Source organism: Maridesulfovibrio sp. (assembly GCF_963666665.1).
Classification (GTDB): Bacteria; Desulfobacterota; Desulfovibrionia; order Desulfovibrionales; family Desulfovibrionaceae; genus Maridesulfovibrio.
This window is the reverse complement of sequence record NZ_OY762999.1, coordinates 1,940,378-1,967,151: the sequence shown is the minus strand read 5'-3', so window position 1 is coordinate 1,967,151 and position 26,774 is coordinate 1,940,378. Positions and strand designations below refer to the sequence as shown.

29 protein-coding genes are annotated in these 26,774 nt (G+C 46.1%); 14 read left to right on the top strand and 15 right to left on the bottom strand.

Features of this window, described 5'->3' with window-relative positions; genetic code table 11:
- Window positions 1-12 precede the first annotated feature (12 nt).
- Window positions 13-762 carry a Fic family protein gene (locus ACKU40_RS08980; RefSeq protein ID WP_320176179.1) on the top strand — a complete coding sequence of 250 codons (750 nt, stop codon included), beginning with the start codon at window positions 13-15 and terminating at the stop codon, window positions 760-762.
- 150 nt (window positions 763-912) lie between these two features.
- The gene (locus ACKU40_RS08975; protein ID WP_320176178.1) at window positions 913-1,308 is read left to right on the top strand and encodes a DUF2391 family protein; all 396 of its coding nucleotides are present in this window, start codon (window positions 913-915) and stop codon (window positions 1,306-1,308) included.
- A gap of 35 nt (window positions 1,309-1,343) precedes the next feature.
- Here ACKU40_RS08975 and ACKU40_RS08970 read toward each other — a convergent pair whose 3' ends face one another.
- From ACKU40_RS08970 to ACKU40_RS08955, 4 genes are all read right to left on the bottom strand, one after another.
- Window positions 1,344-2,525: a HAMP domain-containing sensor histidine kinase gene (locus tag ACKU40_RS08970; RefSeq protein WP_320176177.1), complete on the bottom strand. Its 1,182-nt coding sequence runs from the start codon at window positions 2,523-2,525 to the stop codon at window positions 1,344-1,346.
- Between the two features lie 464 nt (window positions 2,526-2,989).
- The gene (locus ACKU40_RS08965; protein WP_320176370.1) at window positions 2,990-3,514 is read right to left on the bottom strand and encodes a site-specific integrase; all 525 of its coding nucleotides are present in this window, start codon (window positions 3,512-3,514) and stop codon (window positions 2,990-2,992) included.
- Window positions 3,515-3,546: 32 nt separating this feature from the next.
- Window positions 3,547-4,092: a hypothetical protein gene (locus tag ACKU40_RS08960; RefSeq protein ID WP_320176176.1), complete on the bottom strand. Its 546-nt coding sequence runs from the start codon at window positions 4,090-4,092 to the stop codon at window positions 3,547-3,549.
- A 511-nt stretch (window positions 4,093-4,603) separates the two neighbouring features.
- On the bottom strand, window positions 4,604-5,410 hold the full coding sequence (locus tag ACKU40_RS08955; RefSeq protein ID WP_320176175.1) for a YkgJ family cysteine cluster protein: 807 nt from the start codon (window positions 5,408-5,410) through the stop codon (window positions 4,604-4,606).
- 509 nt (window positions 5,411-5,919) lie between these two features.
- Between ACKU40_RS08955 and ACKU40_RS08950 the strand changes: the two genes are divergently transcribed.
- On the top strand, window positions 5,920-6,969 hold the full coding sequence (locus ACKU40_RS08950; protein ID WP_320176174.1) for an acyltransferase: 1,050 nt from the start codon (window positions 5,920-5,922) through the stop codon (window positions 6,967-6,969).
- A gap of 80 nt (window positions 6,970-7,049) precedes the next feature.
- Here the strand turns inward: ACKU40_RS08950 and ACKU40_RS08945 are convergent, their stop codons facing one another.
- The 8 genes from ACKU40_RS08945 to ACKU40_RS08910 form a co-directional block, all read right to left on the bottom strand.
- The gene (locus ACKU40_RS08945; RefSeq protein WP_320176173.1) at window positions 7,050-8,078 is read right to left on the bottom strand and encodes an extracellular solute-binding protein; all 1,029 of its coding nucleotides are present in this window, start codon (window positions 8,076-8,078) and stop codon (window positions 7,050-7,052) included.
- Window positions 8,078-8,845 carry a spermidine/putrescine ABC transporter permease PotC gene (gene potC / locus ACKU40_RS08940; protein ID WP_320176172.1) on the bottom strand — a complete coding sequence of 256 codons (768 nt, stop codon included), beginning with the start codon at window positions 8,843-8,845 and terminating at the stop codon, window positions 8,078-8,080. Before potC ends, ACKU40_RS08945 begins: the two co-directional genes overlap by 1 nt.
- Complete coding sequence (gene potB, locus ACKU40_RS08935) at window positions 8,842-9,696, bottom strand: spermidine/putrescine ABC transporter permease PotB (protein ID WP_320176171.1); 855 nt, start codon at window positions 9,694-9,696, stop codon at window positions 8,842-8,844. Before potB ends, potC begins: the two co-directional genes overlap by 4 nt.
- Window positions 9,686-10,804 carry a spermidine/putrescine ABC transporter ATP-binding protein PotA gene (potA, locus tag ACKU40_RS08930; RefSeq protein ID WP_320176170.1) on the bottom strand — a complete coding sequence of 373 codons (1,119 nt, stop codon included), beginning with the start codon at window positions 10,802-10,804 and terminating at the stop codon, window positions 9,686-9,688. The genes potB and potA overlap by 11 nt, the downstream gene beginning before the upstream one ends.
- Before the next feature lie 21 nt (window positions 10,805-10,825).
- Window positions 10,826-11,098 (bottom strand): hypothetical protein, encoded by a 273-nt coding sequence (locus ACKU40_RS08925; protein WP_320176169.1) that lies wholly within the window; start codon window positions 11,096-11,098, stop codon window positions 10,826-10,828.
- Between the two features lie 17 nt (window positions 11,099-11,115).
- Window positions 11,116-11,664, bottom strand: a complete 549-nt coding sequence (locus ACKU40_RS08920) for a GNAT family N-acetyltransferase (protein ID WP_320176168.1) — start codon at window positions 11,662-11,664, stop codon at window positions 11,116-11,118.
- Window positions 11,665-11,756: 92 nt separating this feature from the next.
- Complete coding sequence (locus ACKU40_RS08915) at window positions 11,757-12,029, bottom strand: hypothetical protein (protein WP_320176167.1); 273 nt, start codon at window positions 12,027-12,029, stop codon at window positions 11,757-11,759.
- A 266-nt stretch (window positions 12,030-12,295) separates the two neighbouring features.
- Entirely contained in the window at window positions 12,296-13,693 is a 1,398-nt protein-coding gene (locus ACKU40_RS08910; protein ID WP_320176166.1) for a sigma-54 dependent transcriptional regulator, read from the bottom strand.
- Between the two features lie 419 nt (window positions 13,694-14,112).
- Here ACKU40_RS08910 and ACKU40_RS08905 point away from each other — a divergent pair, with 419 nt between their 5' ends.
- The 8 genes from ACKU40_RS08905 (at window position 14,113) to hydF (ending at window position 21,853) form a co-directional block, all read left to right on the top strand.
- Window positions 14,113-15,369 carry a [FeFe] hydrogenase, group A gene (locus tag ACKU40_RS08905; RefSeq protein ID WP_320176369.1) on the top strand — a complete coding sequence of 419 codons (1,257 nt, stop codon included), beginning with the start codon at window positions 14,113-14,115 and terminating at the stop codon, window positions 15,367-15,369.
- A 12-nt stretch (window positions 15,370-15,381) separates the two neighbouring features.
- Window positions 15,382-15,720 carry an iron hydrogenase small subunit gene (locus ACKU40_RS08900; RefSeq protein WP_320176165.1) on the top strand — a complete coding sequence of 113 codons (339 nt, stop codon included), beginning with the start codon at window positions 15,382-15,384 and terminating at the stop codon, window positions 15,718-15,720.
- Window positions 15,721-15,934: 214 nt separating this feature from the next.
- Window positions 15,935-16,177, top strand: a complete 243-nt coding sequence (locus ACKU40_RS08895) for a TM1266 family iron-only hydrogenase system putative regulator (protein WP_320008982.1) — start codon at window positions 15,935-15,937, stop codon at window positions 16,175-16,177.
- A gap of 14 nt (window positions 16,178-16,191) precedes the next feature.
- Window positions 16,192-17,616 carry a [FeFe] hydrogenase H-cluster radical SAM maturase HydG gene (gene hydG, locus ACKU40_RS08890; RefSeq protein ID WP_320176164.1) on the top strand — a complete coding sequence of 475 codons (1,425 nt, stop codon included), beginning with the start codon at window positions 16,192-16,194 and terminating at the stop codon, window positions 17,614-17,616.
- Window positions 17,617-17,634: 18 nt separating this feature from the next.
- The gene (locus ACKU40_RS08885; protein WP_320176163.1) at window positions 17,635-19,068 is read left to right on the top strand and encodes an aspartate ammonia-lyase; all 1,434 of its coding nucleotides are present in this window, start codon (window positions 17,635-17,637) and stop codon (window positions 19,066-19,068) included.
- Window positions 19,068-19,673: a hypothetical protein gene (locus ACKU40_RS08880; RefSeq protein WP_320176162.1), complete on the top strand. Its 606-nt coding sequence runs from the start codon at window positions 19,068-19,070 to the stop codon at window positions 19,671-19,673. The genes ACKU40_RS08885 and ACKU40_RS08880 overlap by 1 nt, the downstream gene beginning before the upstream one ends.
- Window positions 19,654-20,661 carry a [FeFe] hydrogenase H-cluster radical SAM maturase HydE gene (hydE, locus tag ACKU40_RS08875; RefSeq protein WP_320176161.1) on the top strand — a complete coding sequence of 336 codons (1,008 nt, stop codon included), beginning with the start codon at window positions 19,654-19,656 and terminating at the stop codon, window positions 20,659-20,661. The genes ACKU40_RS08880 and hydE overlap by 20 nt, the downstream gene beginning before the upstream one ends.
- The gene (hydF, locus tag ACKU40_RS08870) at window positions 20,651-21,853 is read left to right on the top strand and encodes a [FeFe] hydrogenase H-cluster maturation GTPase HydF (RefSeq protein ID WP_320176160.1); all 1,203 of its coding nucleotides are present in this window, start codon (window positions 20,651-20,653) and stop codon (window positions 21,851-21,853) included. The genes hydE and hydF overlap by 11 nt, the downstream gene beginning before the upstream one ends.
- A gap of 570 nt (window positions 21,854-22,423) precedes the next feature.
- Here the strand turns inward: hydF and ACKU40_RS08865 are convergent.
- On the bottom strand, window positions 22,424-23,125 hold the full coding sequence (locus ACKU40_RS08865; RefSeq protein ID WP_320176159.1) for a hypothetical protein: 702 nt from the start codon (window positions 23,123-23,125) through the stop codon (window positions 22,424-22,426).
- Window positions 23,126-23,442: 317 nt separating this feature from the next.
- Here ACKU40_RS08865 and ACKU40_RS08860 point away from each other — a divergent pair, with 317 nt between their 5' ends.
- Complete coding sequence (locus ACKU40_RS08860) at window positions 23,443-23,733, top strand: hypothetical protein (RefSeq protein WP_320176158.1); 291 nt, start codon at window positions 23,443-23,445, stop codon at window positions 23,731-23,733.
- An 82-nt stretch (window positions 23,734-23,815) separates the two neighbouring features.
- On the opposite strand, the gene ACKU40_RS08855 is transcribed toward ACKU40_RS08860, so the two are convergent.
- Together ACKU40_RS08855 and ACKU40_RS08850 are read right to left on the bottom strand one after the other, a co-directional pair.
- Window positions 23,816-24,616: a hypothetical protein gene (locus tag ACKU40_RS08855; protein ID WP_320176157.1), complete on the bottom strand. Its 801-nt coding sequence runs from the start codon at window positions 24,614-24,616 to the stop codon at window positions 23,816-23,818.
- Entirely contained in the window at window positions 24,598-25,215 is a 618-nt protein-coding gene (locus ACKU40_RS08850; protein WP_320176156.1) for a TetR family transcriptional regulator, read from the bottom strand. Before ACKU40_RS08850 ends, ACKU40_RS08855 begins: the two co-directional genes overlap by 19 nt.
- A 241-nt stretch (window positions 25,216-25,456) precedes the next feature.
- On the opposite strand from ACKU40_RS08850, the gene ACKU40_RS08845 reads away from it, so the two are divergent.
- Both ACKU40_RS08845 and ACKU40_RS08840 read left to right on the top strand, forming a co-directional pair.
- Window positions 25,457-26,245: a NifB/NifX family molybdenum-iron cluster-binding protein gene (locus tag ACKU40_RS08845; RefSeq protein ID WP_320176155.1), complete on the top strand. Its 789-nt coding sequence runs from the start codon at window positions 25,457-25,459 to the stop codon at window positions 26,243-26,245.
- A complete protein-coding gene (locus ACKU40_RS08840) occupies window positions 26,245-26,760 on the top strand; it encodes a hypothetical protein (protein ID WP_320176154.1) in 516 nt (171 codons plus the stop codon). The genes ACKU40_RS08845 and ACKU40_RS08840 overlap by 1 nt, the downstream gene beginning before the upstream one ends.
- Window positions 26,761-26,774 lie beyond the last annotated feature (14 nt).

Below are 26,774 nucleotides of genomic sequence, written 5' to 3'. Positions count from 1 at the left end.
GAGATTCAGGAAGTGCGTAATGCCATTGCTGCTTATGACCGGTTCGATGATTGGTCGGTGGAGAGTGAAGCGGATTTGAAGGAGGCGCACAGCGTGCTCATGGCCGGACTGATTGACGAGGTTGGTATGTATCGCCGTTCCGGCGTGGGCGTTATAGCCGGGGATAGGGTGATTCACATGGCTCCCCCTGCCGATAGAGTTCCGGCACTTATGCAGGATCTGTTTTCATGGCTGGGTGCTACTGAAGACCATCCTTTGATTGCCAGCTCGGTATTCCATTACGAATTTGAATTTATCCACCCCTTTGCGGACGGCAACGGTCGTATGGGCCGTTTGTGGCAGACTCTTATTTTGACTCGTTGGAATCCGCTGTTCGCAGATATCCCGGTTGAAAGTCTGGTTTATGAACACCAAGAAGAATATTATGACGCTCTGCAACAGAGCACAGATAAAGCTGATTCAGCCCCTTTCATAGAGTTCATGCTCAGGATGATTTTGGATGCAGTTTTATCTGCGACCCCCCAAGTCGGCCCCCATGTTACCCCCCAAGTTAAGGCATTGATAGAAATCATATCCGGTGAAATGAGTCGTGATGAGCTGCAAACAGCTTTAGGCCTTAAGGATCGTAAATCATTCAGGGAACTTTACCTCAAGCCCGCACTGGAAGAAGGGCTTGTGGGAATGACCATTCCCGACAAGCCCAATAGTCGAAATCAGAAGTATCGGTTGACTGAGATGGGGCGAATGGCTGTATATCGCTAATCCGTCCTTTTCTGTGTATTTCGAATCAGGACTAGATTGGTGTGTCTGTTGCCGAGAATGCGGATACAGCCTATCTGGTTTTGTGTAGAAAAATTGGTGTTGAACATACTGAAATAACAAATTGTCCATTGCTAAGACGGAGTCGCTGAGATGAAATCGCATTTTAATTTTGAAGATCTGAGCCAAACTTTTGTGGGGGCGTTTGCATTGGCGGTACCGATTTCTTTTTCCGAGGAAGCTTGGAGCATAGCCCCGGCTTTACCGTTGCTGAATTTGTTTTTGATTTTTAGTTTGTCGGTTTTATTTTTAGCTTTTTTCACTTATGAAAGCGTCTTTCGAGGGAATGTGAAACATAGGATCGGAGCTTTCTTTTTTCGTCTTTTTGTTGCCTATACTATTGCAAGTTTAGTGGTTGCTCTCCTTCTTTTTGCCTTGGATAAGTTTCCGTTAATTTCAGATCCTGAAGTCGCAATCAAACGTCTGATAGTCATAACTATGCCAGCTTCTATGGGCGCTATTGTAGTAGACAGTTTTGATAAGGAATAAAGGAGGCTACCCTGACAGTTTGCGCTTCTCTTCATTTAGGTCTTTGGCAGATGGACATATATAGTTGTCATTTCGGGGTTAGAACTGTTCAATTCAATATTGCCATTTTGAGCTTTGACCATCATCATGGCTAAGTATGTTCCCAATCCAGTTCCGAATTCTTTGCCTGATGTAACCATTTTGTTGAAAAAAGTGTCTCTTATGCTTTCTGGCACTGATCCGTAGTTACTAATAGCGATGGAACAATATTTGTTTTTACTAAGAATAACTGAAATTGGCTTTCCTTGAGGAGAAGCTTCTAATGCATTTGTAAGTAGGTTCATGAAGATGCTGTAGAGAAGAAATTTATCTCCAGTTACTGGGAAAATATCACTTTCAGCGCCATCAGCGTCCATGCAGGTGATTGAAATTTCATGTTCGTAATTTGAATGGGAACTAGCGATACGTTCGACAATAGTTGTGATTATTTTGAATAGGTTTACAGTCGTAAATTCTTTTGCATAAGTTCCTTCTTCTATCCGATAAAGTGTTAAGCTTGAATCAAGTATCTCAAGCATTTTTTCCCCACTGTCCCGTATCAGTCGTACAATGATTTTTTGTTTGTCAGTTAAGTTGGGATCAGAAAGAACTGATTCTGGTAATGATGCTGAAGCTATCAAAGCACTTCTGAGATCGTGCTGGATCATTTTCTCTATTAATTCTCTCGCTTCGATTTCTTCATGTAAACGGTCTATTTCGGTTTTGAGTACAGAGATAGATTGGTTTGCATCATCCAGATCAGCAATACTTATTGTTAATTCGGCATCTGTGATACGTTGTTTTTTCTTATAACCATCAATCCGATCTATGGCATTTTGAGATTTTGTATCAAATTCTTCAAGACTTAATTTGAATTTGAGCCGTTCAGACTGCATATCTGTGATCACATCATCCTGCTCCAAAATCTTATTTTGGAGTTTGGATTTTTCCACATCACTTGTTGACGTTGCTTTTTGGTCCCATATACCTTTCACTATAGTCGCAATTGTTCCAATAAGAATACCAATGAGTAAGGTTCCCAAAAGTACTAATGCACGTGATATTGGAATAGTCCAGAATAAGAACGCGATCTGAATCTGCTCAGTATTTTGGATGATAAACAATACGAAAAAAAGAATTATCAATATAATGACAGCTAAGTATATCTTATGTCTGATTTTTGTTAGAAGTCTTAGCATAAATGTCTCAGGATATAGCCATCTTTTTTAGATGAGGAGGGTGGTTATTTTTGGGAGAGTGTTTGCCGCACCAATCGTTTTTTTTTACTCTTGGCCAAATTCCCATGGCCTTATCTGAGGTTGGTGAAACTGTTGGAGGCGAGAACCTGCATATTCCGTCTTCCTTGTAGTCCATTTGGCTTGGAAGGTAGTAACGACAATTTTCGCATGCTTTATCCATTGAATGATCTCCTTAAAAGTACCACTGTCGGTAAAGTTGTGTGCTTTTTATGATTCTACCTTTAATCTTATGACTTCTGTAATCTTAGGTCAACCGGCATGCAAAAAAAATGTTCAGTCCTGATCCCGTTCCTCGTTTTTGAAGATGAGGTTTGAGCCCGTCCTACGAAGTTTGTTTCATTTTAATGCCTAATAAAATAGTCTCTAAATTGATCTATGACTAAAATATTAGGCATTAATTTGGGTTAAGCGTGAGTCTTCTTCTGCATCGCCCTATACATATCCCCAGCAACCTCACTGGCCCGCTGCATGGCGTCATCCCGTAAATGGGCATATCTTTGAACCATGGCTGGCGTTTTGTGGGTGAGAAGCTTTTGCAGGGTGTACATATCTACCTTCCCGGAACTGGCAAGAGTGGAAGCGAAGACATGACGTAGTCCGTGCATGGGCCGGAAGTCTTTGGGCAGCCCCGCATTGGTGCGGATGCGTTCAAAAGGTTCGCGCATGTCTTTGACGTGTCCTTTGAATCTACCGGGGAACACCCATTCAGAATTACCGCTTCTGGTGTATTGATCTTCGAGAACGTTTCTGGCCGGGGTGTTTATTGGGATACGCTGATCAATTCCGCCCTTGGGTGCGTGGATCAGGATAAAACCGCGCTCGAAGTCTACATGCTGCCATTGTAATCTGTAAATCTCGCCCTTACGCATGCCTGTGTATAAGGCCATAAGCATAATGCTGGCTGCTGCTCTGTTCGGTTCCTTTTCTATAGTTTCTAAAAGAGTGGAGAGCTGCTTGCTGGTCAGGTTTCCGTTTTGATATTGTTGAGCTTTGGCATTTCAAAATGAAGCCGAGCGGGATTGATAGGTTCACAAAGTCCACGTTTGGCTGCGAAATTCAGGATACGTTTCAGCAGGACTAAGCCTTGTTTGACTGTGCCGGGAGCAAGGCCGCGATCTTGAAGCTTGCGGCGGAGGCTATCCACATCCATAGTGGTGATTTCTTCGGGCAGCTTGTTGCCGAAATCCTTGAGCAGGTAGCTGCGCCAGCGGTTGCGGTCGTCTTTTATGCTCTTGTTTTCCTGCTTGGCGTCATAAAAGGCTTCCCAAAGGCGGCTGACGGTCTGCTTGGATCGCTCAGTGCGGATTTTTTCTTTACGTTCTTCATTGGAGTCAACTCTGCCTTCGATGCGCAGCACTCGGAGCCGGTTCGCCTTGGCGGGTGTCATGCGGTCCTGATGCTGGCGACCGGCTTTTTCTTCAATGGATTTTCCGTTCTTATAATAACGGATGTAGTAGATCCTTTCATTTGCCCCGGATGTGGGGTTGGTGCTGGTGATGTAAAACACGCCTTTGTATGCGGTTTTATTCTTTTTTTTGCTGCCATGACCTTACCTTTTTTACCTGTTTGTGGGGAATAGCTGGACTACTCTTTCCATAATTTTACGCGGAATTCCGTAAGGGGTAGGGCATGCTATTCCCATGCTATTCCCCATAAAAATCCCTAAATAAGGTAATTTGAGCTTAAATCAAATAAGGTAGGTTAAAGAGTGTTGTTCTTTGAATTAAACAACTTATGACTGAGTTAAGGCGGGATAAATTCGGTAGACCGGTACTCTTAATCCGTTGGTTCAAGGTTCAAGTCCTTGGTGGCCTACCACAGTAAATACAGGGTGTTAGACGTTTAGTCTAGCATCCTTTTACTTTATGTAAAATGAGAACCGGTCCGAGCATGATGTTCGGACCGGTTTTTTGTTATCTTTTCAGTTTGTTGCTAGGCAGGAAAATCAGAAAGAGTGCTGCCGGAATCAGAATTATGAAGTGACTATAATAGTTATTAAATCTAGCTGGTGTCTTGGGTTAGATCGTTATGTTACTAGTAAAAAATGCTTTCCCGTTCAGCCAGTTTTCAGTCAGATCTTCAATATTTTCAGCTCCACTTTCCAATAATAGATATACCGCTCTAGGTAAAAGCAGGTAGCCCGTTTCGAGGCCTGTTTCTTTTGCCCCGTTTAGAATCCCTACTTGAATGCTGTCTGCAATGATTCGTGGCAGTGGGTGGTTTTCGATCGGTGCGAGGGCGTCACCGGTTTGGTTGCTGTGTTTGCACATGTCTGCATTAACTGAGTTCCAGCCCCGGCAGACAAAAGGTCGGGCAGCATATATAGAGCAAGTCTCACCTTCCATGAAAAGGCAAGGGTGCAGGTGTCTTTCCATCCCGATTTCTTGGCGACTTTTACCTTTCAACTCTGTGAGCAGTTTTTTAGTCCTGTCTTTAAGAATTTGAAGCTCTTCCGGGCTTCGGGTTTCAAGTAGATGAAAGCCAAGGTACAGTGCTTCCGGTTCAGTTAAGGACACCTGATTGATACAGCAATAAATACATCCTCTTTTGCACGCCAGTGGCGGATCCAAGGTTATATCATCAAGCATTGAACCGAAAAGTGAATAGGACTCCTGCATAAGCTCTTTGAACGGCTGGATTCCGCTGCCCGTTGTTTTTACGGAGAGTCTTTCTACAAATTCTTTGCGTCTTTCTTCAGCTGTTTTTAATGCAAGAGCTTCATGTTGAGATAGTGTATGCGCTAAGTTTATATTCTGTTTGGTCGCATTAGGCGTTGCTTTTCTTTTTCTGGATTTCTTCTGCCGAATTTTTTGTCTGGAAGCCATTAGTTGTTCCTTTGGCAGAGTTCTGATCGTGAATACGCTGCCTAACTTTTAGTCTGTAATGAAGTTTTTGATTTTTACATTATTCATGCCAGACAAGCGGGCAATAGAATAATGTAATGTTTATAATTCTGTTTTGTTAACTGCCTGTTAAATAAATATATTTTTTATATCTTTCATTTGTATTTATTTTTTACAGAGATGAATTAAGTACTTGATTCATAAAACAAGTATTTTAAGTTCTTTTTTTATAGAAAAGAGAATTTTTAATTCTTATTAATTATCCCTTTATAAATAGAGATTGTCATCAGGTGTTGATGTTTCTCTTCTATAACAGGAATTAATAGTTCCTGTATTTTTCTGACGGTGTTTGTATTCTGCTTGGATTACAGCCTGTTCTTTGGTGGCATGTATGTTGATAACAGACCGGAGTACATAAAAGTTTTCATTTCTCTTTCGTGTCAGGGTGGCTTTTTTGCGTAGTGAAAACCACGGCATTCCGGGAGTTGGAGTTGGGAATAATACGGTTGTTACTTGCCATTGCTGTCTGCAATTCTCATTTTGAATTGACTGCGCTGCCAATGGTCGACGGACATGAGGCGGTGCTGACATTTTTTGCAGTGTCAGGCTTTTACATGGCTATGATTCTGGGTGAGAGAAAAGAAAGCCCGGCCAGTTTCTATAAGAGTCGCATATTGTCGCTTTATCCCATGTATTTATTTGCAGTGGTGGTAAGTGCGGCAATTCTTTTCTTGCTTGATGCCCATCCGCTGATAAGTCGCGCCCAGATGATGGAAATTATTAGTAATCCATGGGGAGTGATTATACTTCTTTGGACTTCTGTGTGCGTTGTTGGGCAGGAATTGCTGTTCAGTCTGGGGACTTCCGGGGGCGGATCTGTGCATTTTATAAGCGGGGATATGCCCAGCATATATAATCATGTGTTTCTGGTGCAGGCGTGGTCTCTTTCGCTTGAAATTATTTTTTATTGTCTGGCACCATTTCTTGTCATATTGAAAGATAAGACCTTGATTGTTTTGAGTATCGGAAGTCTCTTGTTAAGAGTCCTGATCGTTGTAACTCCGCTTTCAGAACAAAGTTTTTTCCTGCGCTTTTTCCCTGCTGATTTCTGGCTGTTCGGGTTCGGTATTATTTCCTACAGGTTTTATCGCGGTCTTTCGAAAAAAGTATCTCCGGCAGATTATCTGGCATTCATAGCTTTAATTGTTCTAGTGATGATCGCCGGTGGAGTCAGCAGTATTTATGAACCCTTCTTCCTTCCCATGGGAGCTTTGATTCTTCAGCCGTTCATTTTTCGGGCTTTTCAGTTTCTTGTTCTGGATTGCATCGTGGGGAAAGTCACCTATCCCTTTTATCTGTTGCACTATGCCGTGATAGGTCTTTTTGAGGAGTATGCAGATGATCCTCTGGGATGGCATATCTTTGCAGTTTCAATGGCTGCGGCACTGGTAGCTTTCTTATTCTTCAGCCCCGGTATAGGTGTTTTGAAATCTAAAGTAAGGAGGCGGAGTTCGGTCAATCCGATTCTTGGAACTGCGTGAGAAACTGCAGTATTGGCTGGCGTTGTATGGGCACCACCGCCCCCGTCTACCGAGGGCGATGGTGTATGGAGGTTTGGGAATTAGTCGGTTTTCAACTTAACCCAGTATTCATCGTACAATTTCATGGACTCGCCTAAATAATCCTGAAACTCACCGCGTTCGATTACTTCATTTGAAGGGTAAACGATGTGGTTGTTACGCACTTTTTTCGGGATAAGTTTCATAGCAGCGTCATTGGGTGTGGAGTAACCCATCTCAGTAGAGATTATGGTAGCGACATCAGGGCGCAGCAGGTAGTTGAGGAAAGCGTGTGCTTCTTCAATATTTTTGGCTCCCTTGGGAATGCACAGGGAATCTACCCAGAGGTTGTATCCTTCAGGAGGGTACACGTACTTAATGTCGGGATTTTCCTGATTGGCGATAAATGCTTCACCGTTGAAGACCACGCCCACGGCGACTTCACCGGCAAGCAGAGCCTGCTTGGGGGAGTCTGAATCGAAAACACGAACACTTGGAATCAGGCTTTTCAGCTTCTGATATGCTTCCTCAATGTGGGCAGGGTCGGTTTCGTTCAAAGGATAACCGAGCAGCTTCAGGGCAAGAGCGAAGACTTCACGCGGTTCGTTAGGCAGGAGCAGTTTACCTTTGAGCTCCGGTTTCCAGAGATCCGCGATGGAGTTTACAGTGTCGTTGCCGAGCAGGGCGGTGTTCACTACAATAGATGTTGATCCCCACATATACGGGATGGAGTAAATGTTCTCCGGGTCAAAGGACTGGTTTGTGAACTTGGGGGCAAGGTAGCTGAAGTTGCTCAGTTTACTTTTGTCCAGCGGCAGCAGTAGATTTTGACGGCGCATAAGGCTGACATAGTCAGAGGAGGGAACAACCAGGTCGTATCCTTCTCCGGCCAGTTTAACCTTGGTGTACATAGCTTCGTTGCTGTCGTAGTTGGACATATGGACCTTGATGCCGGTTTCTTTGGTGAAGTTTTCCACAACTTCATCCGGTATATATTCAGACCAGATGTAGAGATAGAGTTCACCGCTTCCGGCATAGGTGGGCACGCAGTAGAACAGAACCATGGCAAGCGCCAACAGTATTTTTTTCATTATTTTTTCTCCTTGAGCAGACGCCGTGATAAAATGACGGCGACAACAGTTATCCCGATCATTACCACGCTGAGTGCGTTTACATCAGGTTTGATTCCTAAGCGGACCATGGAGTAGATTCGCAGGGGCAAAACTTCATAGGTCGGACCTGTTGTGAAAAAGCTGATGATCACGTCATCCAGTGAGAGCGTGAAGCTAAGCAGCCATCCGGCCATCAGTCCGGGCAGGGCCATGGGGACGATAATCTTTTTGAAGACCAGATATTCGTTTGCACCCAGATCACGGGCAGCTTCAACCACGGTCCTGTCGAATCCCTTGAATCGGGAATAAACAGTTGCGGTGACGAAGGGAACGCATAAGGTCACGTGTCCCATAAGCAGCGTCCAGAATCCCAGCGTAAGCCCGGCCCCCATGAACAGCACCAGCAGTGAAATCCCGATGACAATGTCAGGGGACATCATCATTACAAATATACTGCCGAAAACAGCCCCGCGTCCTTTAAATCGGTATTGATGCAGCATGAAGGCGGCAAGTGTTCCGATCAGGCATGCAATTGTGGCCGAGATCAGTGCTATGGTCATGGACCGCAATGCCGCATCAATCAAAGTGGAATTGGCGAGCAGCTTGCCGTACCATTTGAGCGTGAATCCCTTCCATGAAAGCGAATACTTGGACGCATTGAAAGAGTACACCGCCATTACAGCCAGAGGCAGGTAAAGGAAAGTGTAAACCAGCCCGACATACAGAGACTTGATGAATTTATTCATATCTTGAGTCTCCTGCCTGAGCGGCGCATGCTGCGGTAATATAAGGCCAGCATAAGCCCCATCATCAGTGTCATGGCAATGGAAGCCGCTGATCCCATGGGCAGGTCTCTTGCAGTAAGGAACTGGTCACGGATATAGTTGCCAAGCAGCATTGTCCGCGCTCCGCCGAGGACATCGGGGATATAAAACATTCCCAGTGCGGGAAGAAATACCAGCATGCATCCGGATACTATTCCCGGCATGGTCAGCGGTATGGTTATCTTTCTGAATGCAAGCCATCTGCCTGCTCCAAGGTCTCTTGCGGACTCCAGAAGACGATGGTCGAGCTTCTCAATTGCAGCGTATAGCGGCAGGATCATGAATGGAAGCAGGGTGTAGACCAGTCCGATAAATACGGCGGACTGGGTGTACATGATCTTGATGGGCGCATCTATCAGGCCGAGAAACATAAGTGTCTTGTTCAGGATGCCGTCAGCTTTGAGAACAGCAACCATGGCATAGGTCCTGATCAGGGTGTTGGTCCAGAACGGGATCATAACCAGCATAAGCATAAGCCGGGACGTTTCTTTACTAGCCCGGGCTGCAATGTATGCAAACGGGTAGCCGATGAGCAGGCATAAAAATGTAGCAGTTCCCGCCATAAGCAATGATTGCACAAGCATGGTTCCCAGCGCCGGTTCGAAAAGGCGGAAATAGCTTTCCAGTGAAAAAAACGGAGCAATAAGATCCTCAGTATTACGGGTCATGAAGCTTACACACAGAAGCATCACAGTGGGCAGAATGCCGAACAATGTAATCCAGCCCAAAACTCCCCCGATGATAAAACGTTTGAACAAGCGTTTATCCTTCATGGGGCAGGACCACCTCCCAGCCTTCAAACCAGCCGACTGCTACGCGGTCTCCGGCGTGGAAGTAGAGGGTTTCGGCATCTTCATCAAAGAACTCCGAAACCAGAATTTTTTTTCCGTCATCAAGGGTGATGTCCAGGTCGTATGTCGCACCTTTGTAGTAAGTATGCTCTACGGTACCTTTGAGGAGTGCTTTGGAGAATTTTTCAGCCAGTTCCGGGTCATCGTTTACTTCGTGCATAACCTCAACCCGGAAATCTTCCGGCCTGAGCAGAACGTGGATTTTGTCTCCCACGGAGAAATCCCGTTTTGATTTGACGATGACCGGGACTCCTTCAACTTCGGCGTTAAAGCTGCATTCTTTCTTCTCGGTGATGATGCCATCGAGTATGTTGATTTCCCCCACAAAGCGGGCCACGTAGAGGTTGGATGGATTTTCGTAAATCTCGCGGGGAGTGCCGATCTGTTCAATGCATCCTTTATTCATGACGACCACACGGTCAGACATGGTGAATGCTTCTTCCTGATCATGGGTGACAAGTATGAAAGTAATGCCGAGGGTGCGCTGAAGTTCCTTGAGTTCCTTCTGCATTTCTTTGCGCAGGCGGTAATCAAGGGCGGACATGGGTTCGTCCAGAAGCAGTACGCGGGGTTTGTTGACAATGGCACGGGCGATGGCAACGCGCTGCTGCTGTCCTCCGGAAAGTTCTCCGGGCATGCGTTGTCCCATTTCGTCGAGGCGGACCAGTTTAAGAGCCTTTGCTACTTCACTGGCAATGTCGGCTGCGGGAGTACCTGCTATTTTAAGGCCGAAGGCAACATTGTCGTATACCGACATGTGCGGGAAGAGGGCATAGCTTTGAAAAACGGTATTCACCGGGCGGTTTTCCGGTTCAATGCCGGTCATTGGTTTACCGTCAAGTACGATTTCACCGCTGTCGCATTCTTCAAAACCGCCCAGAAGACGCAACATTGTAGTTTTGCCGCAACCGGAAGGTCCCAGCAGAGTCAGGAATTCACCATCTTCAACTGACAGGGACAGCTGTTTTACGGCTATGTCCCCATCATATGATTTAGATATGTCGGATATCTTAATAACCTTGTTCGCCAAAATTATCTCTTCCTATGTTTGTTACCAGGCATCGTCACTCCCGAATTGCATTTCATCCTCAAGGGTGTATCCGAGAACTTTAATGCTGATATCTTCATCTGTTTCAGTTACTACACCCTGTATTGTAATCCATCTGTCTATGTAGTTTGTAAGTAACTTACTAGACTCATCTATTTCGATGTTGAATTCTTCTTCCCCGTCTACAAGCAGAACGAGTTCGGATACAGAGTCATTGTCCCATCCCGAAGGCACAAGTTGTCCGTATAACGTATCTTGATAAATTTCTGAACTCATATTTTACCCCTCAGTAGCTAGTTGAGTTCGTCAGTGTCTGACCCCAGATCATACCGGTAAACAATTCCACCGCCTTCCGGGATGAACTGTTTGATATGGCGGTGTTCTGGAATGAAATTATTAGCTTCACAAAAGAGACGTGCGTTTTCAAAGGCTCTGTCTGTTTTTGTTTCAAAAAAGATGGATTGACCGTTATCGTAATCAACTAGTCTGTTCATCTCGTTGATCAAAGCAGAACCGATTCCTAAACGCTGGAACTCAGGGTCGACGGCAATAGCGTACATTTCATAATTTCCCGGCCAGTACGGAATGGGGCCGAAACAAATAAAACCGATAACCTGATCCTTCCCGGCTCTATTTATTGTAGCTTTTAGAAATGTGTCCGGCTCATTGCCATTTCCATATGCACTGTCCCATGCCATGGATTCAGCAGAGGTCATTTCTGAGGACGAAAAAAGTCCACTGGCCGCTGCCATGCTTAAAACTTGTTCAACATCGTCCGGGGTAAGTCCCGATGCGATTGCAACCTCTTGCGTTTCGACAGATGCATCTTCCTCTAGAGCCATCTCTCATCACCTTTGTTTTTGGTTTTATTGCATGAGGGGGGGGCGAGTGCGTCATACAGTTGCGGTATGCTTCCGGTGGCGTGATTCTCCCGTCACTCCCCAACATTTTCTATCGGTGTAAAGCTTTCCAGTAGGATGGACTCCATGCCGTCCTTTTTGTGTATGATACCGGTAAAAAATGCTTCCTTTTGTGAAAATGACCGTAATTCAGGGAAACTTTCAAAATTCTCCACACGAAGCTCCCGTTCATCCCGACAGGCAACTAGGATGCCTGTAACTTCGAAGCGGGCATTCCATTGTGCAGGGATAGCCATGCCTCTGATGGTTGTTGTGGTGCTTTGCGCAGATGTAGATGATTTTTCCATATAACCTCACGACATTTTCAATGAGCTAGCAAAGCATGATGAGTGCCAAGTGTATAACTATTTGATTTTAAATGGTTATATGTGAAAATTGTATTTCGAGTGAGAACTTAAAGTTCTTATATTCACTAAATGGACGTATGAAAAGCAAAAGCCAACTTTGCATATGCAAAGTTGGCTTTTGCTTTTCATGTAAATAATTTATTTATTTTAAGTGTTTATGCGTAAAAAAGAATTTATAGTTCTTATGTTGCAATGAAAGAGAATTGTTATTTCTTGTTTTTAAAGTCGGTTCTTTTGAGGCCGTGCCGATTCATTAATTTGCTAAGTTGCCGGGTTGTAATGCCAGCTTTTTCGGCTGTGGTTTTGATAATTCCATTACATTGTTCTAGAAGACTGGACAGGTATTGCTTTTCAAATCTGTCTACAGTTATCTGGCGAGCTTCCTTGAGAGGGAGGCTCGTTTTGACCGGGGAGGTTACCACTTCTCCCTGTGTGTCCAACAGATCCGGAGGAAAACTGTCCGGCTGCAGAATCTCGGTTGTCTCCAGAATGCAGGCCCGCTCGATAACATTCTCCAGTTCCCGCACGTTTCCTGGCCAATCGTATTCGAGCAGTGTGTCCAGTACTTGAGGATGGATGCCCTTGATTTCAGTATTCAGCAGACCGTTGAACTGCCTGATGAATCCTTCGGACAGTCTGGGAATGTCTTCTCGGCGTTCTCGTAATGGGGGGATTCGAATGGGGAATACATTGAGCCTGTAGAAAAGGTCGCGACGGAATTTTCCTTCCTCGCAGAGCTGGCCCATATCTTCGTTTGTTGCGGCAATGATGCGAACATCGACAGAAAGGTCGTTCTCGCCACCGACTCGCTGGATTATGCGTTCCTGAATTGCGTTGAGAAGCTTAACCTGTACCGATTGGCTGACTGTACCGATTTCATCAAGGAAAATTGTGCCTTCGTGGGCCAATTCGAATTTACCCAGTTTGCGGCGGATAGCGCCGGTGAAGGCGCCTTTTTCATGACCGAAGAGCTCGCTTTCTACTAGAGTGTCAGGAATAGCTCCGCAGTGAACACTGATAAACGGCATGTCCTTACGGTTGCTGTGAGCATGGATAATTTTTGCAATGAGGCTTTTTCCGGTTCCGGTTTCACCGGTCAGCAGGACAGTTGTGCGGGTTCCTGCTACCTGCCTGATTTTGGCAAATACATCGCGCATGGATTTGCTGCGGGTGTCCACATATTCAAGTGAATCGTCATTCCAGAATTGTCCCCGTAAATAGTCCAATTCAGATTGCAGCACATCGGATTCACGGACTTTCTCCATGACCAGTCCCAGTTCTTCTTTTTCAATGGGATGGGTCAGGTAATCAAAAGCACCGGCTTTTACCGCATCAACAGCTACTTTGGTCTGTTCTTCATTGGCCATGACCACGATGGAGGCTGAAGGGTAATGCTTCCAGAGGTCTTCAAGGGCCTTTGTCATTGATTTGTTCTTATTTTGCAGCGATTCTACATCTACAAAAAGGGTATCCACTTCCCGGTCATCTTCGGGGCTGGATGATTCTGTAGATGTTTCGGTCAGAATTTCTTCAATCTGGTCAATCAACTCTCCGATTTCTTCCGACCTGTTCCCGTCGCGGGTAATCACAAGCATCTTTCTCATGGGTTACAACTCCTCAAAGAGTATTTAAGGCTATGTTGAATTGAGCACAATCAGAAAATGGCCCAATTCTTAAAATGTTGTTGATGGCTCAGCAAAAGATGTTCGGCTTTTCAGAATTCCCCGCTTCCGGCTGATAAATCACCCCTCATCCCATCACTATTTTAAATTTTTAATAAAGTAATTAGTAGGCTATGTACGTCTACCAAAATATTCATATGTTTAGATCATTAATTGACATGTATAACAGAAGTGTATTAGTGCATTTCTAGTGTTACTTTTTCAATATTTGTATTTGGTGTGTTTGATGATTTGTTAACTAATTTTAACAAAGGAGGCCATACATGTCAGGATGTGCGCCAAAGTCCCCGCCAGCCGGGGCGGCAGCGGTTCAACCTGCTGTGAATGAAAATGCCAAACGAATGGAGGGTGTTGAGTACAGTCTTTACGCTCCTCCTGTGGGTGTTGATGCAGATACTGTCAGATTCGTGCGGGTTGACGAATCAAAATGTGAGGGTTGCGGTGCGTGTGAAGAGCATTGTGCAAGTGGTGCGATCCAGGCGATCAATGACGATGGAATTCATCAGATCATCGATCCTGTTGCTTGTATGAATTGCGGTCAGTGTCTTACCAACTGTCCGTATGGTGCCATCTACGAGGGTGTTTCATTCGTAGATGAGCTTGCTGCCAAGCTTAAGGATCCCAATACCATTGTTGTGTCCATGCCTGCTCCGGCTGTTCGTTACGGTCTTGGTGAATGTTTCGGTGCTCCTACCGGGACATATGTCGGCGGAAAGATGCATGCTGCATTGCGCAAACTTGGATTCGATTACATTTGGGATAACGAATTCACTGCTGACGTTACCATCATGGAAGAAGGTACCGAGCTTCTCAACAGAGTGAAAAGTCAGGGTTCCAAGGACGTAATGCCTTTGCCCCAGTTCACTTCTTGTTGTCCCGGCTGGGTAAAGTTCGCGGAGACCTTTTATCCCGACCTGATTCCCAACCTGTCCACCTGTAAATCACCTATCGGTATGCTTGGTCCCTTGGCTAAGACATATGGAGCAAAGGAAACAAAGACAGAAGGTAAAAAGATTTACACTGTTTCCATCATGCCCTGTATTGCCAAGAAGTACGAAGGTGTGCGCAGTGAACTGGATGACGCCGGATTTGACCGCGACATCGATGCTACCATCAATACCCGTGAGCTTGCTTACATGATCAAGGCAGCTGGTATTGATTTTAACAGCCTGCCTGACGAAGCTCCTGATCCGGTTCTTGGCGAATCAACCGGTGCGGCTACCATCTTCGGTAACAGCGGCGGGGTAATGGAAGCAGCTCTCAGGCTCGCTTACGAAGTGCTTTCCGGTACCAAAATTCCCAGCCCCGATATCAAAGTTGTCCGCACCCATGAGGGTATTAACACCGCTGATGTTCATGTTCCCAACTTTGGAACCGTGAAAGTCGCTGTTGCAAGCGGACTCAGCAATGCTGCCAAGCTTTGTGACGAAGTTCGTGCGGGTAAATCTCCTTATCACTTTATTGAGATTATGACCTGCCCCGGCGGTTGCGTTAACGGTGGTGGACAGCCTCTTGATCCTGAAATCCGGGCTTCCCTGTTCAGGTCTACCGTGGCTCAGATCAACAAGCGTTTCAGAGCCCGCAAAATTAAGGCATAAGGAGAAACTGATATGAAATTAAGCAGACGCAGTTTCATCAAGGCCGCAGGTGCGGTGGCCGGTTATGCGGTTTTGGGCGTAAATATCGCCAAAGAGGCAGCAGCAGAAGTCATGGACTTTGTTGCCCGCCGTCAGAACTCTGTTTATGCAGCTGATGCTAACAAGGATATCTACAAGTACAGAAAATCTCAGGATAACCCCATGATCGTTAAAATTTACGATCCTAAAAAAGGTTTCCTGCATGATGGTCCGTGCGGACATCAGTCCCATGAGCTCCTGCATACTCATTACTATGATCGCAGCAGTAAGCTTAATGCCTTGAAAGAGAAGGGTATCAAGCTGAATCTCTAAAAATTCATATACATGCGTTTGCCTGAGGTGAGGATTTCTCTGGCCCAAGGGTCGGCGCAAGTTCTGGAGGCTGTTTTGTAGAAACAGCCAGTGTTTTTCTTACCGGCAAATTACCGAGGAAAAGGGTCCGTCCTGACTTCCTGCAGGGGTTTCCCCGGCAAGCTCCGGAAGCTGTCAGCTGCTTCTTTACTTCGACCATTGCGGAGCCTTTTTAATGGATAAGCGTTTGGGAATTATAGGAATAACCATCAAAGACAGATATAAGTCTGCACCTAAGGTCAACCAGACCTTGAGTGAACATGGAGAAATCATTGTAGGGCGCATGGGACTTCCTTTCCGCGAAAAGGGCGTGAATGTCATCGGTATAATTATCGAGGCAACCACGGACGAGGTCGGGGCATTAACAGGGCAACTGGGCATGCTTCAAGGCGTAAAAGTCAAATCACTTCTCGTGTAGGAAAGGATAACATTATGAATAAGAATTCCACCCTTGGAACCGGTCTTGAATCATTTATTGATGAAGAGCTTATTTGGTCGGAAATTGAAAAAGCCGCCAATCCTGAGCCATCCCTTGTCCGTGACGTCATAGCAAAGGCCAAAGAGAGAAAAGGTCTTTCTCCTTTTGAGGCGGCGGTTTTGCTGAAGAATAAGGACAGGGAGTTGGATAATGAAATTTTTGAAGCCGCCATTGAAGTGAAAAAGGGCATCTACGGCAACAGACTGGTCCTTTTTGCTCCCCTGTATATTTCGAATGAATGTGCCAACCAGTGTGCTTACTGTGGTTTTAACGCCACCAATAAAGACCTTGTACGCCGAACTCTTACTGCGGAAGAAATCCATAAAGAGGTCGAGGTTCTTGAAGATCTGGGACATAAGCGTCTTCTTCTGGTTTATGGTGAACACCCCAAGTATGATGCCGACTGGATTGCTCAGACTGTTAAGGAAGTCTATTCAGTAACTTCCCGCAAGAGCGGTGAAATTCGCAGGGTAAACATCAACTGTGCTCCGTTGGATGTTGAGGGCTTCAGGAAATTGCACGAGGTCGGCATCGGTACCTATCAGTGTTTCCATGAAACCTATCATCAGGAAACATACAAGAAATATCATCTTGCCGGTCGTAAGACAGATTACAATTGGCGTCTCTATGCCATGCACCGTGCTATGGAAGCGGGGATTGATGATGTGGGTATGGGCGCGCTTTTCGGTCTTTATGACCCGGTCTTTGAGGTCATGGGCCTTCTGTATCATGCCAAGCAGCTTGAGATTGACTGTGGTGTAGGTCCTCATACTATCTCCTTCCCCCGTATTGAGCCTGCGCAGAACTCTGATCTGGCATTGAATCCTCCTTTCCTTTCCTCTCCTCATGATTTCAAGAAAATTGTTGCTGTACTGCGTTTGGCAGTGCCGTATACCGGACTGATTCTGTCCACCCGGGAGAATCCCGAGACTCGCAAAGAATTGTTGGAAGTCGGTGTTTCCCAGATTTCAGGCGGCTCGCGCACATACCCCGGTGCCTACAGCGATCCTGAATATGACCGTCCCGAAGTCCAGCAGTTCTGCATAGGCGACAGCCGTTCCCTTGATGAAACCATCCGTTCCATTGTCGGTGATCATGGCTATGTACCTTCATGGTGTACTGCCTGTTATCGCCTTGGTCGTACCGGTGAGCATTTTATGGAACTGGCCAAGACCGGTTTTATCCAGAAATTCTGCTTGCCCAACGGCTTGCTGACTTTTAAGGAATATCTCGAGGATTATGCCTCTGAAGAAACCAAGAAGGTCGGTGAAGAATTGATCAGGAACGAAATTGAAAGCTATGCTGATCCTGAACGCCGCAAGCTGCTGACTGATCGTCTTGCCCGCATGGAAAAAGGCGAGCGGGATCTATACTTGTAATCAAATCCCGGGGGAAACATGTCTGAAGCCGGAAAAACTGCTTTCCGCATAGAGAAGGACGCGCTGGGTGAAATGGAAATCCCGGCTGAAGCATATTACGGTATCCATACCCGGCGGGCTATGCTCAATTTCCCGCTGTCCGATTCCCGAATTCATGATCGGTTCATCCGCGCATTCGGGCAGGTGAAAGAGGCATGTGCTGCTGTAAATATGAAATTGGGCTTTCTGGATGACAGGATCGGAAGGGCGGTTCTTACGGCATGCAGGGATGTTTCCTCCGGTAAATTTAATAGCAGTATAGTGGTTGACCCGTATCAGGGCGGTGCTGGGACTTCCACTAATATGAATTTTAATGAAGTGATAGCCAACAGGGCTGTTGAAATACTGGGTGGCAAGCTTGGTGACTACAATCTGGTCCACCCTGTCGATCATGTAAATATGCATCAGTCCACCAATGATGTTTACCCCACTGCTCTGAAAGTGGCGGTTCTTGCCCTGCTTGTTGATCTGGAAAAAGAGGTCTCAAAACTTCAAGAGGAACTGCAACAAAAAGAAGCTGAGCTATCAAGGGTTGTCAAAGTGGGGAGGACGCAGTTGATGGATGCTGTACCCATGACTATGGGTATGACTTTCGGTGCCTTCGCCGATGCTGTTGCCCGAGACCGCTGGCGCATTTTCAAGTGCCGGGAAAGGATCAAGAAGGTCAATCTCGGCGGAACTGCTGTTGGAACTGGCCTTGGCGCTCCCCGTGGTTATATTCTTCAGGTTGCAGGAGAGTTGAAGAATATATGCGGCCTTCCTGTTTCACGGGCGGAAAATCTTATCGACGCTACCCAGAATTCCGATTCGTTTGTGGAAGTCTCCGGCATGCTTAAGTCGTACGCCACAAATTTGATGAAGATCGCAAACGATCTGCGTTTGCTTGGCAGTGGACCTGCTAGCGGGCTTGGAGAGATCAGGCTTCCGGCACGGCAGTGCGGTTCATCCATCATGGCCGGAAAAGTCAATCCGGTTATACCTGAATCGGTAACGCAGGTGGCTTTGCAGGTTATGGGTAATGATCAGACCATTACTCTTGCCGCATCCATGGCTCAGTTGGAGCTTAACCAGTTCATGCCGCTTCTGGCGCATAATCTCCTTAATTCCTTGAGTCTGCTGCTGAATGTAACCGGAAGTTTTACCCGAAATTGTGTGCAGGGGATAACCGCTGACGAAGACCGCTGCCGCAGGCATGTGGAGTCAAGCTATGCTCTGGGCACTGTTCTGGTCCCTGTTCTGGGTTATGAAGCTGTGGAGAAACTAGTCGATGCCTGCCGTGAATCCGGGCGTTCTTTACGTGAAGAAATCATCTTTCAGGGGATTGCCGGTGCTGATGAGGTTGACGAACTTTTGTCGCCGCAACGGCTTTGCAAGCAGGGGTTCACCCCGGACGAAGTGAAGGGAGGGAAGTAATGAAGCTCGTATGCGGTGTCGGAGAGTTGGGCATTCCTGCAATGTTTGCCGAGGCGAAGAGGAGAATCATCCTCCATGCTGCGGTTTACGGTCCCTTTTCAAAGTCCGAAGTTCATATTCTAGGGCTGGAGAAAGCCTTAGCACGGACCGGTTTCAATAGTCTTGATGTCATTGCCGTACAGCCCGGTATCGGAAATGGATGGGACGATTCGTTCTTAACAGCTCTGCGTTTCGGAATTTCCCGGCTGTCTATTGATGATGAGCTTGAGTTGTCACAATCATTTTTAGATGAACTGGCTGAACGCCATCCTGAAAAAGTTAATGTTTATCCGGCCGGCAATCTTCCCTGTCTACCGCTTGTCATTGTGGATGATGCCATTTGTTTCGGGCAGTATGCCCATTCCTGTGTGCATGCCCCGCAAGGATTCTGGGGATGCGTTGAGGCTGATGTTGAAAAGCTTTTCAACTGGGCCGAGTCAGGGAATATCCCGCTTGGAGCAACTGCCGACGAGATTGCTGCGTTCAGGCTGGTCAGCGAATGTTCAAGGGCTATGAAGTGCAGTAGAAATGTAGAAGGGGTTGATAATGGCTGTATTCGGGCGTGATGATCTTATTTTTTACCTGAATGGCGGCAACGATGATGAATTGTATGCACTGGCTGACGGTCTGCGGGACGAAACGTTTGGACGGGAAGTTTATTTGCGGGCCATTGTAGAGTTTTCCAACGTTTGCAATAAGAAGTGCAATTATTGCGGCCTGCGTGCTCCGAATTCAAAGGTGAGCCGTTACCGTATGGACGTTGATTCTATCATTGAATCCGCCCGTATGGCCGCTGAAGCAGGGGCGCGTACCATAGTGCTGCAATCCGGTGATGACTTCAGCTATTCCCCTGCGCAGGTTGAGGAAATCATTATAGGGATTAAGGAATCATACGATGTTGCAGTCACTCTCTCACTGGGAGACCGCAGTGCCGGGGAGTACGAGCACTGGTTTAACTGCGGTGCAGACCGCTGCCTGCTCAAGCTTGAAACTACAGCTCCCGATATCTATAGAAAAATCAGGTGCGGGGAAGATTTTCATAAGCGCATCAGCTTGTTGCGGTCCCTGCAGGAGATAGGTTACGAGGTGGGGTCCGGAATCATTGTAGGGCTTCCGGATTATACCGTGGAGCAGCTTGCAGAGGATTTGTTTTTTCTCAGCGGTCTTGAGCTGGATATGATTGCGGCCGGGCCGTTTATTCCGCATCCTGATACGCCTTTTTCTACTGCCGGAACCGGAGACATAGATTTATCCTTCAGGTTTACAGCCTTGGCTCGTCTGCTTAACCCTCTATCCAATATTCCGGCAACTTCCGCTCTCGATTCATTTGATTCAAAGGGCAGGGAGAAAGGCTTGAAGCGCGGCTGTAATGTCGTCATGCCGTCAGTAACTCCTGCGGCCAAGCGCAAGGATTACAATATTTATCCCGGCAAGAATTCTATTTCATTGGATGTTGCCGATTCTATTTTCAAGGCTGAAGAATTGATCCGTGAATTGGGTTTTGTTCCCTCAGCTACTAAAGGGTCTTCAAGGAGAATGAATAATGTCGAATAAGGCTCCACGCGGTGTCCGTCTGGTCATAACTCTTGTCGGCAAGCGTAATGCCGGAAAATCTTCATTAATCAATGCAATTGCCGGACAGGATGTGGCAATTGTTTCCGATCAGCCCGGAACAACGACCGACCCGGTGGCAAAGCATTATGAATTGCTCCCCCTCGGTCCGGTGACCTTTTACGATACCGCCGGACTGGATGATAGCGGAGAGGTTGGCGAGCTGCGTATTAAGGCCACCAATAAGGTCATGATGCGCACTGACCTTGCTCTGGTTGTCGTTGGCGAAGACGGACTTACCGATTACGAAATGAAGTTGATAGACAAGGTTTCTGAGTTGGAAATCCCTTATCTGGTAGCTTTCAATAAGAACGACCTGTGTGAGCCGCTTGAGTCCGATATGGATTATTGCCGTCAGCGCGGTATTCCATTCTACAAGACTTCTGTGCTGGAAGCATGTTCCATTGATGAACTCAAGGAAGCCATCATCACGCTGGCTCCTGAGGAGATGAAGCGCGATCCTGTTCTTGCAGGTGATCTGTTTAGTGAAGGAGATTGGGTTGTCTGCGTGGTGCCCATTGACCTTGCCGCTCCCAAGGGAAGGCTGATCCTTCCGCAGGTGCAGGTCCTGCGTGAAATCCTCGATTGCGACGCCGTGGGGGTAACAGTCAAAGAACGCGAGATTGAGGAAACATTGTCCTCAATGAAGCGTAAGCCCGCATTGGTCATAACTGATTCACAGGTTGTTATGAGCGTTGCCGGGGATGTGCCGGATGAGATTCCGTTAACAACATTTTCGACCCTGTTTGCCCGCTACAAAGGGGATTTACCCAGCCTCGTGGAAGGGGCAAAGGCCATTGATGCCTTACAGGATGGAGATACAGTCCTGATGGGTGAGGCGTGTTCCCACCATCCCGTTGCCGATGATATCGGAAAGGTCAAGATTCCACGCTGGATTCGCCAGTATACCGGGAAAGACATCAATTTCGTTATGTATTCCGGTCATGATTTTCCTGAAGATTTGGAGCGCTTCAAGCTGGTGATTCATTGCGGAGCCTGCATGCTCAATCGCAGTGAGATGCTTCGCCGCATCAAAGAATGCCAGCGTAGCGGGGTTCCGGTGACTAATTACGGTGTAGCAATATCCAAAGTACAGGGAGTCTTGGATCGGGTCATCCGTCCATTTGATCTGTAGGATTCTTCTAAGAACCAAAAGGCCGGCATCCACTTTTATTAAGATGGATGTCGGCCTTTTTTTATGCTTCTTGTATCCCCACGGGCCTGATAGCAGGGACAGGCGCTATCAGGCTCGTGCTCGAATCTAGAGGTAGTTATTTCCGAGTCGCCGTGGGATTTGAAAAACGTTAACGCCCCGGGGATGGAGGTAGATCTTCTTGAGTGGAATCAAGAAGCCGAAAAGCGTGCTGAGCAGTAGCATCTTCCCGGACTGGGGCCGTTTTTCTAGAAAAGTATGTACTTGATTTTGTGTTACCAGTCAAGAAAAGGTGTTACAAAAGTTTGATGAAAATTAAAAACTTATTCAATTAATATGGATGTGAGGTTTTAGGGGATGTAAATAAAATCCGGTCCGAGCGTGATGCTTGGACCGGATTTTTTATCTTCTTAGTTTGTTGCGGAGGGCGAAGGCGATATAAAGTTTTGGAAATAGAGTGATTTTAGGCAGAGTTATATTTTGCTTGGCTAGCAACATGTGTAGGTTGTGCCAAGTTTGGGCTACGGATAAATATACCTTGATGTTGAGAAATTACTCGTTCTTAATTCCTTTTACATACAGAACTTTTTTGTCATTCATGCCAAGTGTTACCTCAACCTTATGTCCTGTGTTTGTGCCTATGTGCTCTAAAGATCCAGCAAGCATGATAGGAAAAACTTGACGAAGGTCATTAGTAGACCCCGTACTTGTTACTGTTGTTTTCCATATTTGTATTTCCTTCTTGGTTTGAAGGAATTCTTTATAATCATATGCATCAATCCAAAAAAATCTGGTGTAGTCGGTGTGAGTTCTTGTTTGCTGAGTATATCCCGTGATCCCATATGTAGGAGTATAAGTTGTTGTTCCAGAATAAGTTCCTTGATTACCGTATGTATTAATCGTTCCGTATGTGTGTGAGGAGCTAACACCTGTTTGTCCCCAAACAGGAACGGACACCGTGCTTGTCGACGTTTTGGGACCACTTATTCCGTAGCCAAGCAATATAATCAAGTCTGCTGTCTCATAGCGTTGAGCGTAGCGCAAGCCTTTGCTTTGCATGGCTCGGACAACATAGGTTGCGAATTCATTAAACTGGAAGTCGTTTGGAGTTACGTTTTTGTTTCCAGGAACAACGACAAATGTTTTTCCGGCAACATTAAAAACTTTAGAAAAAGAGTCAATTTCACATCTATACTGAGGTCCACACCCCGTAACTAAGAACAAAGTTAAGCAAAGAAATATTATGTTTTTCATAACCCCTCCTTAGTCAGATTTCTATCTTAGTGGTTCAATTTTATCAATAACAATATCGATAACTTCTAGAATAATAGGAAAATTTTTCTTTTAGTAAACGAATAGGGTGTAAACCATTGAGTGATAACTTCGTTATGCAATGTGTTGTGTATTGGCTCTAGTAAGTCGTAGTCGGTACTCAACTGGAAGAAAACCGATGCCATACCCCTAGGCAGAACCCCCATATTGTATATGCATGAATATTATGCTTAATATGACAGCATATTTCATTGATCAGTACTATCTGGCTTTACTTATCAAATTTAAGGAGACTCAAAATGGATATCGTTCATGACATAGAAGTGCCATGCATGGCGGAAGGGATCGGACTTGGAAAGCTGACCACTAAACATCCCGAAGGGGATATGGGTAAGCCCGTGTTTGTTGCTGACGGTTCTGATAAAGCTTACGGCCCTGCTGATGTCGATGCTCTTATGCCTATTGAGGGACGGGAATATTCGGAAGATCAGCTGGAATATATTCGTGTGCACGGGTTGCAGATACAGGGCGATCGGGCATGGTACATGGAGGGCTGGGCACCCAGCAAACATGTTTGCAAAGGTCACTAAGCCTGTTCGGATAATACGTAAGGCGTAAAAAATCCCTGTTGAGATGCTCAGCAGGGATTTTAATTTTTGATTTGGTGGAAATCTAGAACTTCACGTAAAGCCGGAGCCCGGACATATAGAACTTGTTTTTCGGTTCCATGTAGGTTCCGGTGCTCACAGTGTCTTTCTCGGAGTCTTCAATGTGCCAGTAGCGGAAGTATGGTTCCATTCCCAGCGCGTAATCATCGAAGTCGTATTCAAGGAAAGCTGATACACGTCCACCGCCACCGGAAGCGAATTCCTGTGTGTTGTTGACGTCTTCATAGTTGGATCCGATATCGGAAAGCTTGCTTTTTACCTTACCGCCCAGCAGTAGGTCACCCTCAAGGGTTCCGCCGATGGACCAGCCTCTGTCCAGCCTAGTGACGATATTAACGCCTACAGGCAGGTAGAGCTGTTTGATCTGGCGTTCGTATCCACCAGTGGTTTTGATGTCATCATTCCAATAGCGGGCAGCAATGCCGAGGTAGGGCGTAATCCCAGTGTGACCGTAATCGAGACCCATGCCGATGGTGGCGCGCCCACTGATGAAGTAGTCGTTAGTGTCGCATTCCAGCGGAGTGCCGTCGCTGTATTTACCGCTGTAGCGAAGCGATCCGGCAAGGCCTTCAAGTTCGGCATTGAGCATGATGTTGTAGTCTGAGAAATATCCTGTCCATGATCCGAATCCGCCGTTAAGGATACCTTTTTCATGCATTACATCGGGTTCATCGTAATACATGTACATCCCCTCGTAACCGAGTTTGAATTCACTGGTGGGGAAGAGTTCCTTGTCCGCGGCAAAGGCAGAACTTGCCATTAGCAGCAGGGCGGTAATGAGGATGATTACTTGTCTTTTAAACATGAGTGCATGAACATTTCGATTAAAGATTCGGATTCTTCATGGATGTTTACTTCTTCCGGGAAGAACTGGGAATACTGTGCCAGACCGAGCAGGATTGAGAAATACTGGGCCGCTGCTACGTTGGCTTTCAGCTCTTCTCTAAAAACACCATCCTTTTGGCCTTGCTCAATAATTTTCTCTGTTCTTTTCAGAAACTTGTATTCATATTCCCTGAATTTCATCTTGAAGGGCATGAGTTCTTCTGACCATTCGGTCTTGTTGAACATTATGCCGAATGCTGCGCGGAAGTTATCTTCTGTACCTGCATGTAAGATCCAGACTTGCATAAGGCTGATAAGCATTTCCTTTGGTTCAAAATCTTCTTCAAATTTACTGAAGAGCAGATCCCGAACAGGCATGAATGCATAATCAAATAGTTTTTCAAAAAGATCGGTTTTATTCTTGAAATGCCAGTATACAGCCCCGCGAGTTACTCCGGCGTCTTCGGCGATATCCTGCAATGTTGTCTTGGCATATCCTTTATCATTGAACACCTTGAAGGCCGAGGCAAGCAGGGCCTGCCGCGTTTTCTCTGCTTCTTCTTTGGTCTTTCTGGCCATGTCTGTTCCTGTTTTGCTTATTTTCTCATTAAGTTAGCTTCTTCGTGTAACATAATCCTATTACAACCTGAGTGGCGGAAAGTCCAGCCGTGTATGTAAAGGGGGAGTGTGGTTCATTTCACTCCGTCATTTTGGAATTGGAATGGCAAGTAAGTAGTTCTTTAGAAAATTACATAGCTTTATGGCTTGGAACAATTTATTGTTGATGCTCCTATAGATAGGACTAAACATGTAGGTGACCATGAAAATAGTTGTGCCTTGTACCGAACCAGATCTTAAAGGAAATGTCGCTTCGAAGTTGGGATCTGCCGATCATGTTCTGATTGTCGATACTGATGATATGTCTTTTGAAATATTGGACGGTCCTCATAATGCATCAGGTCCCGGATCCGGAGTGACAATCATTTCGTTGGCGGTGAGTCATGAAGCGCAGGCATTGCTTGTCGGCTATGTTGCTCCGCATATTGTCAATGCCATGAAGGGTAAATCAATAGAAATAGTTACAGGGATTAAAGGGAATGTCCGTGAAGCTGTCTACTCTTATCTTGATAAGTGCGAGGGAAGGCAGGATTTTCCAGAATCGGACTTAAAGGTTGATGCTCCCAGCGAACGCGAACTTTGGAATGCTGCATTTCGGAAAGGAGTGCGTCAATTTTATCAAATACTGCCCAAGCTGGCCGGTGTAATCATGCTGCTTGGGTTGTTTCGCGGTTTTGTTTCAGAAAAAACTCTGTTTTCGCTCTTTTCAGGGTCGGTTCTTCAGGATTCCATTGTGGGTGCAGCTCTAGGGAGTGTTCTGGTTGGTAATCCGGTAAACAGCTATGTGATTGGCGATAGTTTACTTAGAGCAGGAGTGAAAGAGGCCGGAGTAATCTCTTTGATGATGGCGTGGGTTACGGTCGGTCTCATTCAGCTTCCAGTTGAAGTGTCTGCTTTGGGGACTCGCTTTGCATTGCTCCGTAATCTGTGCGGATTTGTAATGGCTGTGCTCATGTCTTTGTTGGTTACAAACTGGGGAGGGCTGTTCTAATGGTTGCAAAAAAAATCTGGCCCTATATCAAACCATGGCTGTTTCCGTTGATAGTAGGCTGTATTTACGCCTTTTGTCTCCAGTATGATCCCTTGTCAGGCCAGCGTGCAGTAGAGGCCAGCCGTAGGCTTATTAGCCAGCTTGGCCTGCCCATCTGTTTCGTGCTGGTGATGATGACGTTAATTAACCGTTATCTGGACCCTGCAGCAGTTGCCCGTTTTCTGGGTAGCAGAACCGGAGTACGTGGCATCTTGCTTTCCGCATTGGCAGGAGTCATTTCCATGGGGCCTATTTACGCATGGTATCCACTTTTTAAAAATCTTAAAGAAAAGGGTGCGTCCACCTTCATTATCGCAAACTTTATCGGCTGTCGTTCCGTAAAACCGGTGCTTATCCCTGTGTTGCTGGCTTATTTCGGTTGGCAGTTTTCTATTGTGTTTGTTCTGATTAATCTGTTCGGGGCAATGGGGACGGCGTATCTGGTCGCCATGTTCTGTCCAACTCTGCCGGAATAAATCCATACGAGTTA

Bases quoted from the DNA above. Each gene is read 5' to 3' on its own strand.
- ACKU40_RS08975 (WP_320176178.1), top strand. From the start codon at position 913: ATGAAATCGCATTTTAATTTTGAAGATCTGAGCCAAACTTTTGTGGGG.
- ACKU40_RS08970 (WP_320176177.1), bottom strand. From the start codon at position 2,525: ATGCTAAGACTTCTAACAAAAATCAGACATAAGATATACTTAGCTGTC.
- ACKU40_RS08955 (WP_320176175.1), bottom strand. From the start codon at position 5,410: ATGGCTTCCAGACAAAAAATTCGGCAGAAGAAATCCAGAAAAAGAAAA.
- ACKU40_RS08945 (WP_320176173.1), bottom strand. From the start codon at position 8,078: ATGAAAAAAATACTGTTGGCGCTTGCCATGGTTCTGTTCTACTGCGTG.
- potC (WP_320176172.1), bottom strand. From the start codon at position 8,845: ATGAATAAATTCATCAAGTCTCTGTATGTCGGGCTGGTTTACACTTTC.
- potB (WP_320176171.1), bottom strand. From the start codon at position 9,696: ATGAAGGATAAACGCTTGTTCAAACGTTTTATCATCGGGGGAGTTTTG.
- ACKU40_RS08925 (WP_320176169.1), bottom strand. From the start codon at position 11,098: ATGAGTTCAGAAATTTATCAAGATACGTTATACGGACAACTTGTGCCT.
- ACKU40_RS08920 (WP_320176168.1), bottom strand. From the start codon at position 11,664: ATGGCTCTAGAGGAAGATGCATCTGTCGAAACGCAAGAGGTTGCAATC.
- ACKU40_RS08915 (WP_320176167.1), bottom strand. From the start codon at position 12,029: ATGGAAAAATCATCTACATCTGCGCAAAGCACCACAACAACCATCAGA.
- ACKU40_RS08910 (WP_320176166.1), bottom strand. From the start codon at position 13,693: ATGAGAAAGATGCTTGTGATTACCCGCGACGGGAACAGGTCGGAAGAA.
- ACKU40_RS08905 (WP_320176369.1), top strand. From the start codon at position 14,113: ATGGAGGGTGTTGAGTACAGTCTTTACGCTCCTCCTGTGGGTGTTGAT.
- ACKU40_RS08900 (WP_320176165.1), top strand. From the start codon at position 15,382: ATGAAATTAAGCAGACGCAGTTTCATCAAGGCCGCAGGTGCGGTGGCC.
- ACKU40_RS08895 (WP_320008982.1), top strand. From the start codon at position 15,935: ATGGATAAGCGTTTGGGAATTATAGGAATAACCATCAAAGACAGATAT.
- hydG (WP_320176164.1), top strand. From the start codon at position 16,192: ATGAATAAGAATTCCACCCTTGGAACCGGTCTTGAATCATTTATTGAT.
- ACKU40_RS08885 (WP_320176163.1), top strand. From the start codon at position 17,635: ATGTCTGAAGCCGGAAAAACTGCTTTCCGCATAGAGAAGGACGCGCTG.
- ACKU40_RS08880 (WP_320176162.1), top strand. From the start codon at position 19,068: ATGAAGCTCGTATGCGGTGTCGGAGAGTTGGGCATTCCTGCAATGTTT.
- hydE (WP_320176161.1), top strand. From the start codon at position 19,654: ATGGCTGTATTCGGGCGTGATGATCTTATTTTTTACCTGAATGGCGGC.
- hydF (WP_320176160.1), top strand. From the start codon at position 20,651: ATGTCGAATAAGGCTCCACGCGGTGTCCGTCTGGTCATAACTCTTGTC.
- ACKU40_RS08865 (WP_320176159.1), bottom strand. From the start codon at position 23,125: ATGAAAAACATAATATTTCTTTGCTTAACTTTGTTCTTAGTTACGGGG.
- ACKU40_RS08860 (WP_320176158.1), top strand. From the start codon at position 23,443: ATGGATATCGTTCATGACATAGAAGTGCCATGCATGGCGGAAGGGATC.
- ACKU40_RS08855 (WP_320176157.1), bottom strand. From the start codon at position 24,616: ATGTTTAAAAGACAAGTAATCATCCTCATTACCGCCCTGCTGCTAATG.
- ACKU40_RS08850 (WP_320176156.1), bottom strand. From the start codon at position 25,215: ATGGCCAGAAAGACCAAAGAAGAAGCAGAGAAAACGCGGCAGGCCCTG.
- ACKU40_RS08845 (WP_320176155.1), top strand. From the start codon at position 25,457: ATGAAAATAGTTGTGCCTTGTACCGAACCAGATCTTAAAGGAAATGTC.
- ACKU40_RS08840 (WP_320176154.1), top strand. From the start codon at position 26,245: ATGGTTGCAAAAAAAATCTGGCCCTATATCAAACCATGGCTGTTTCCG.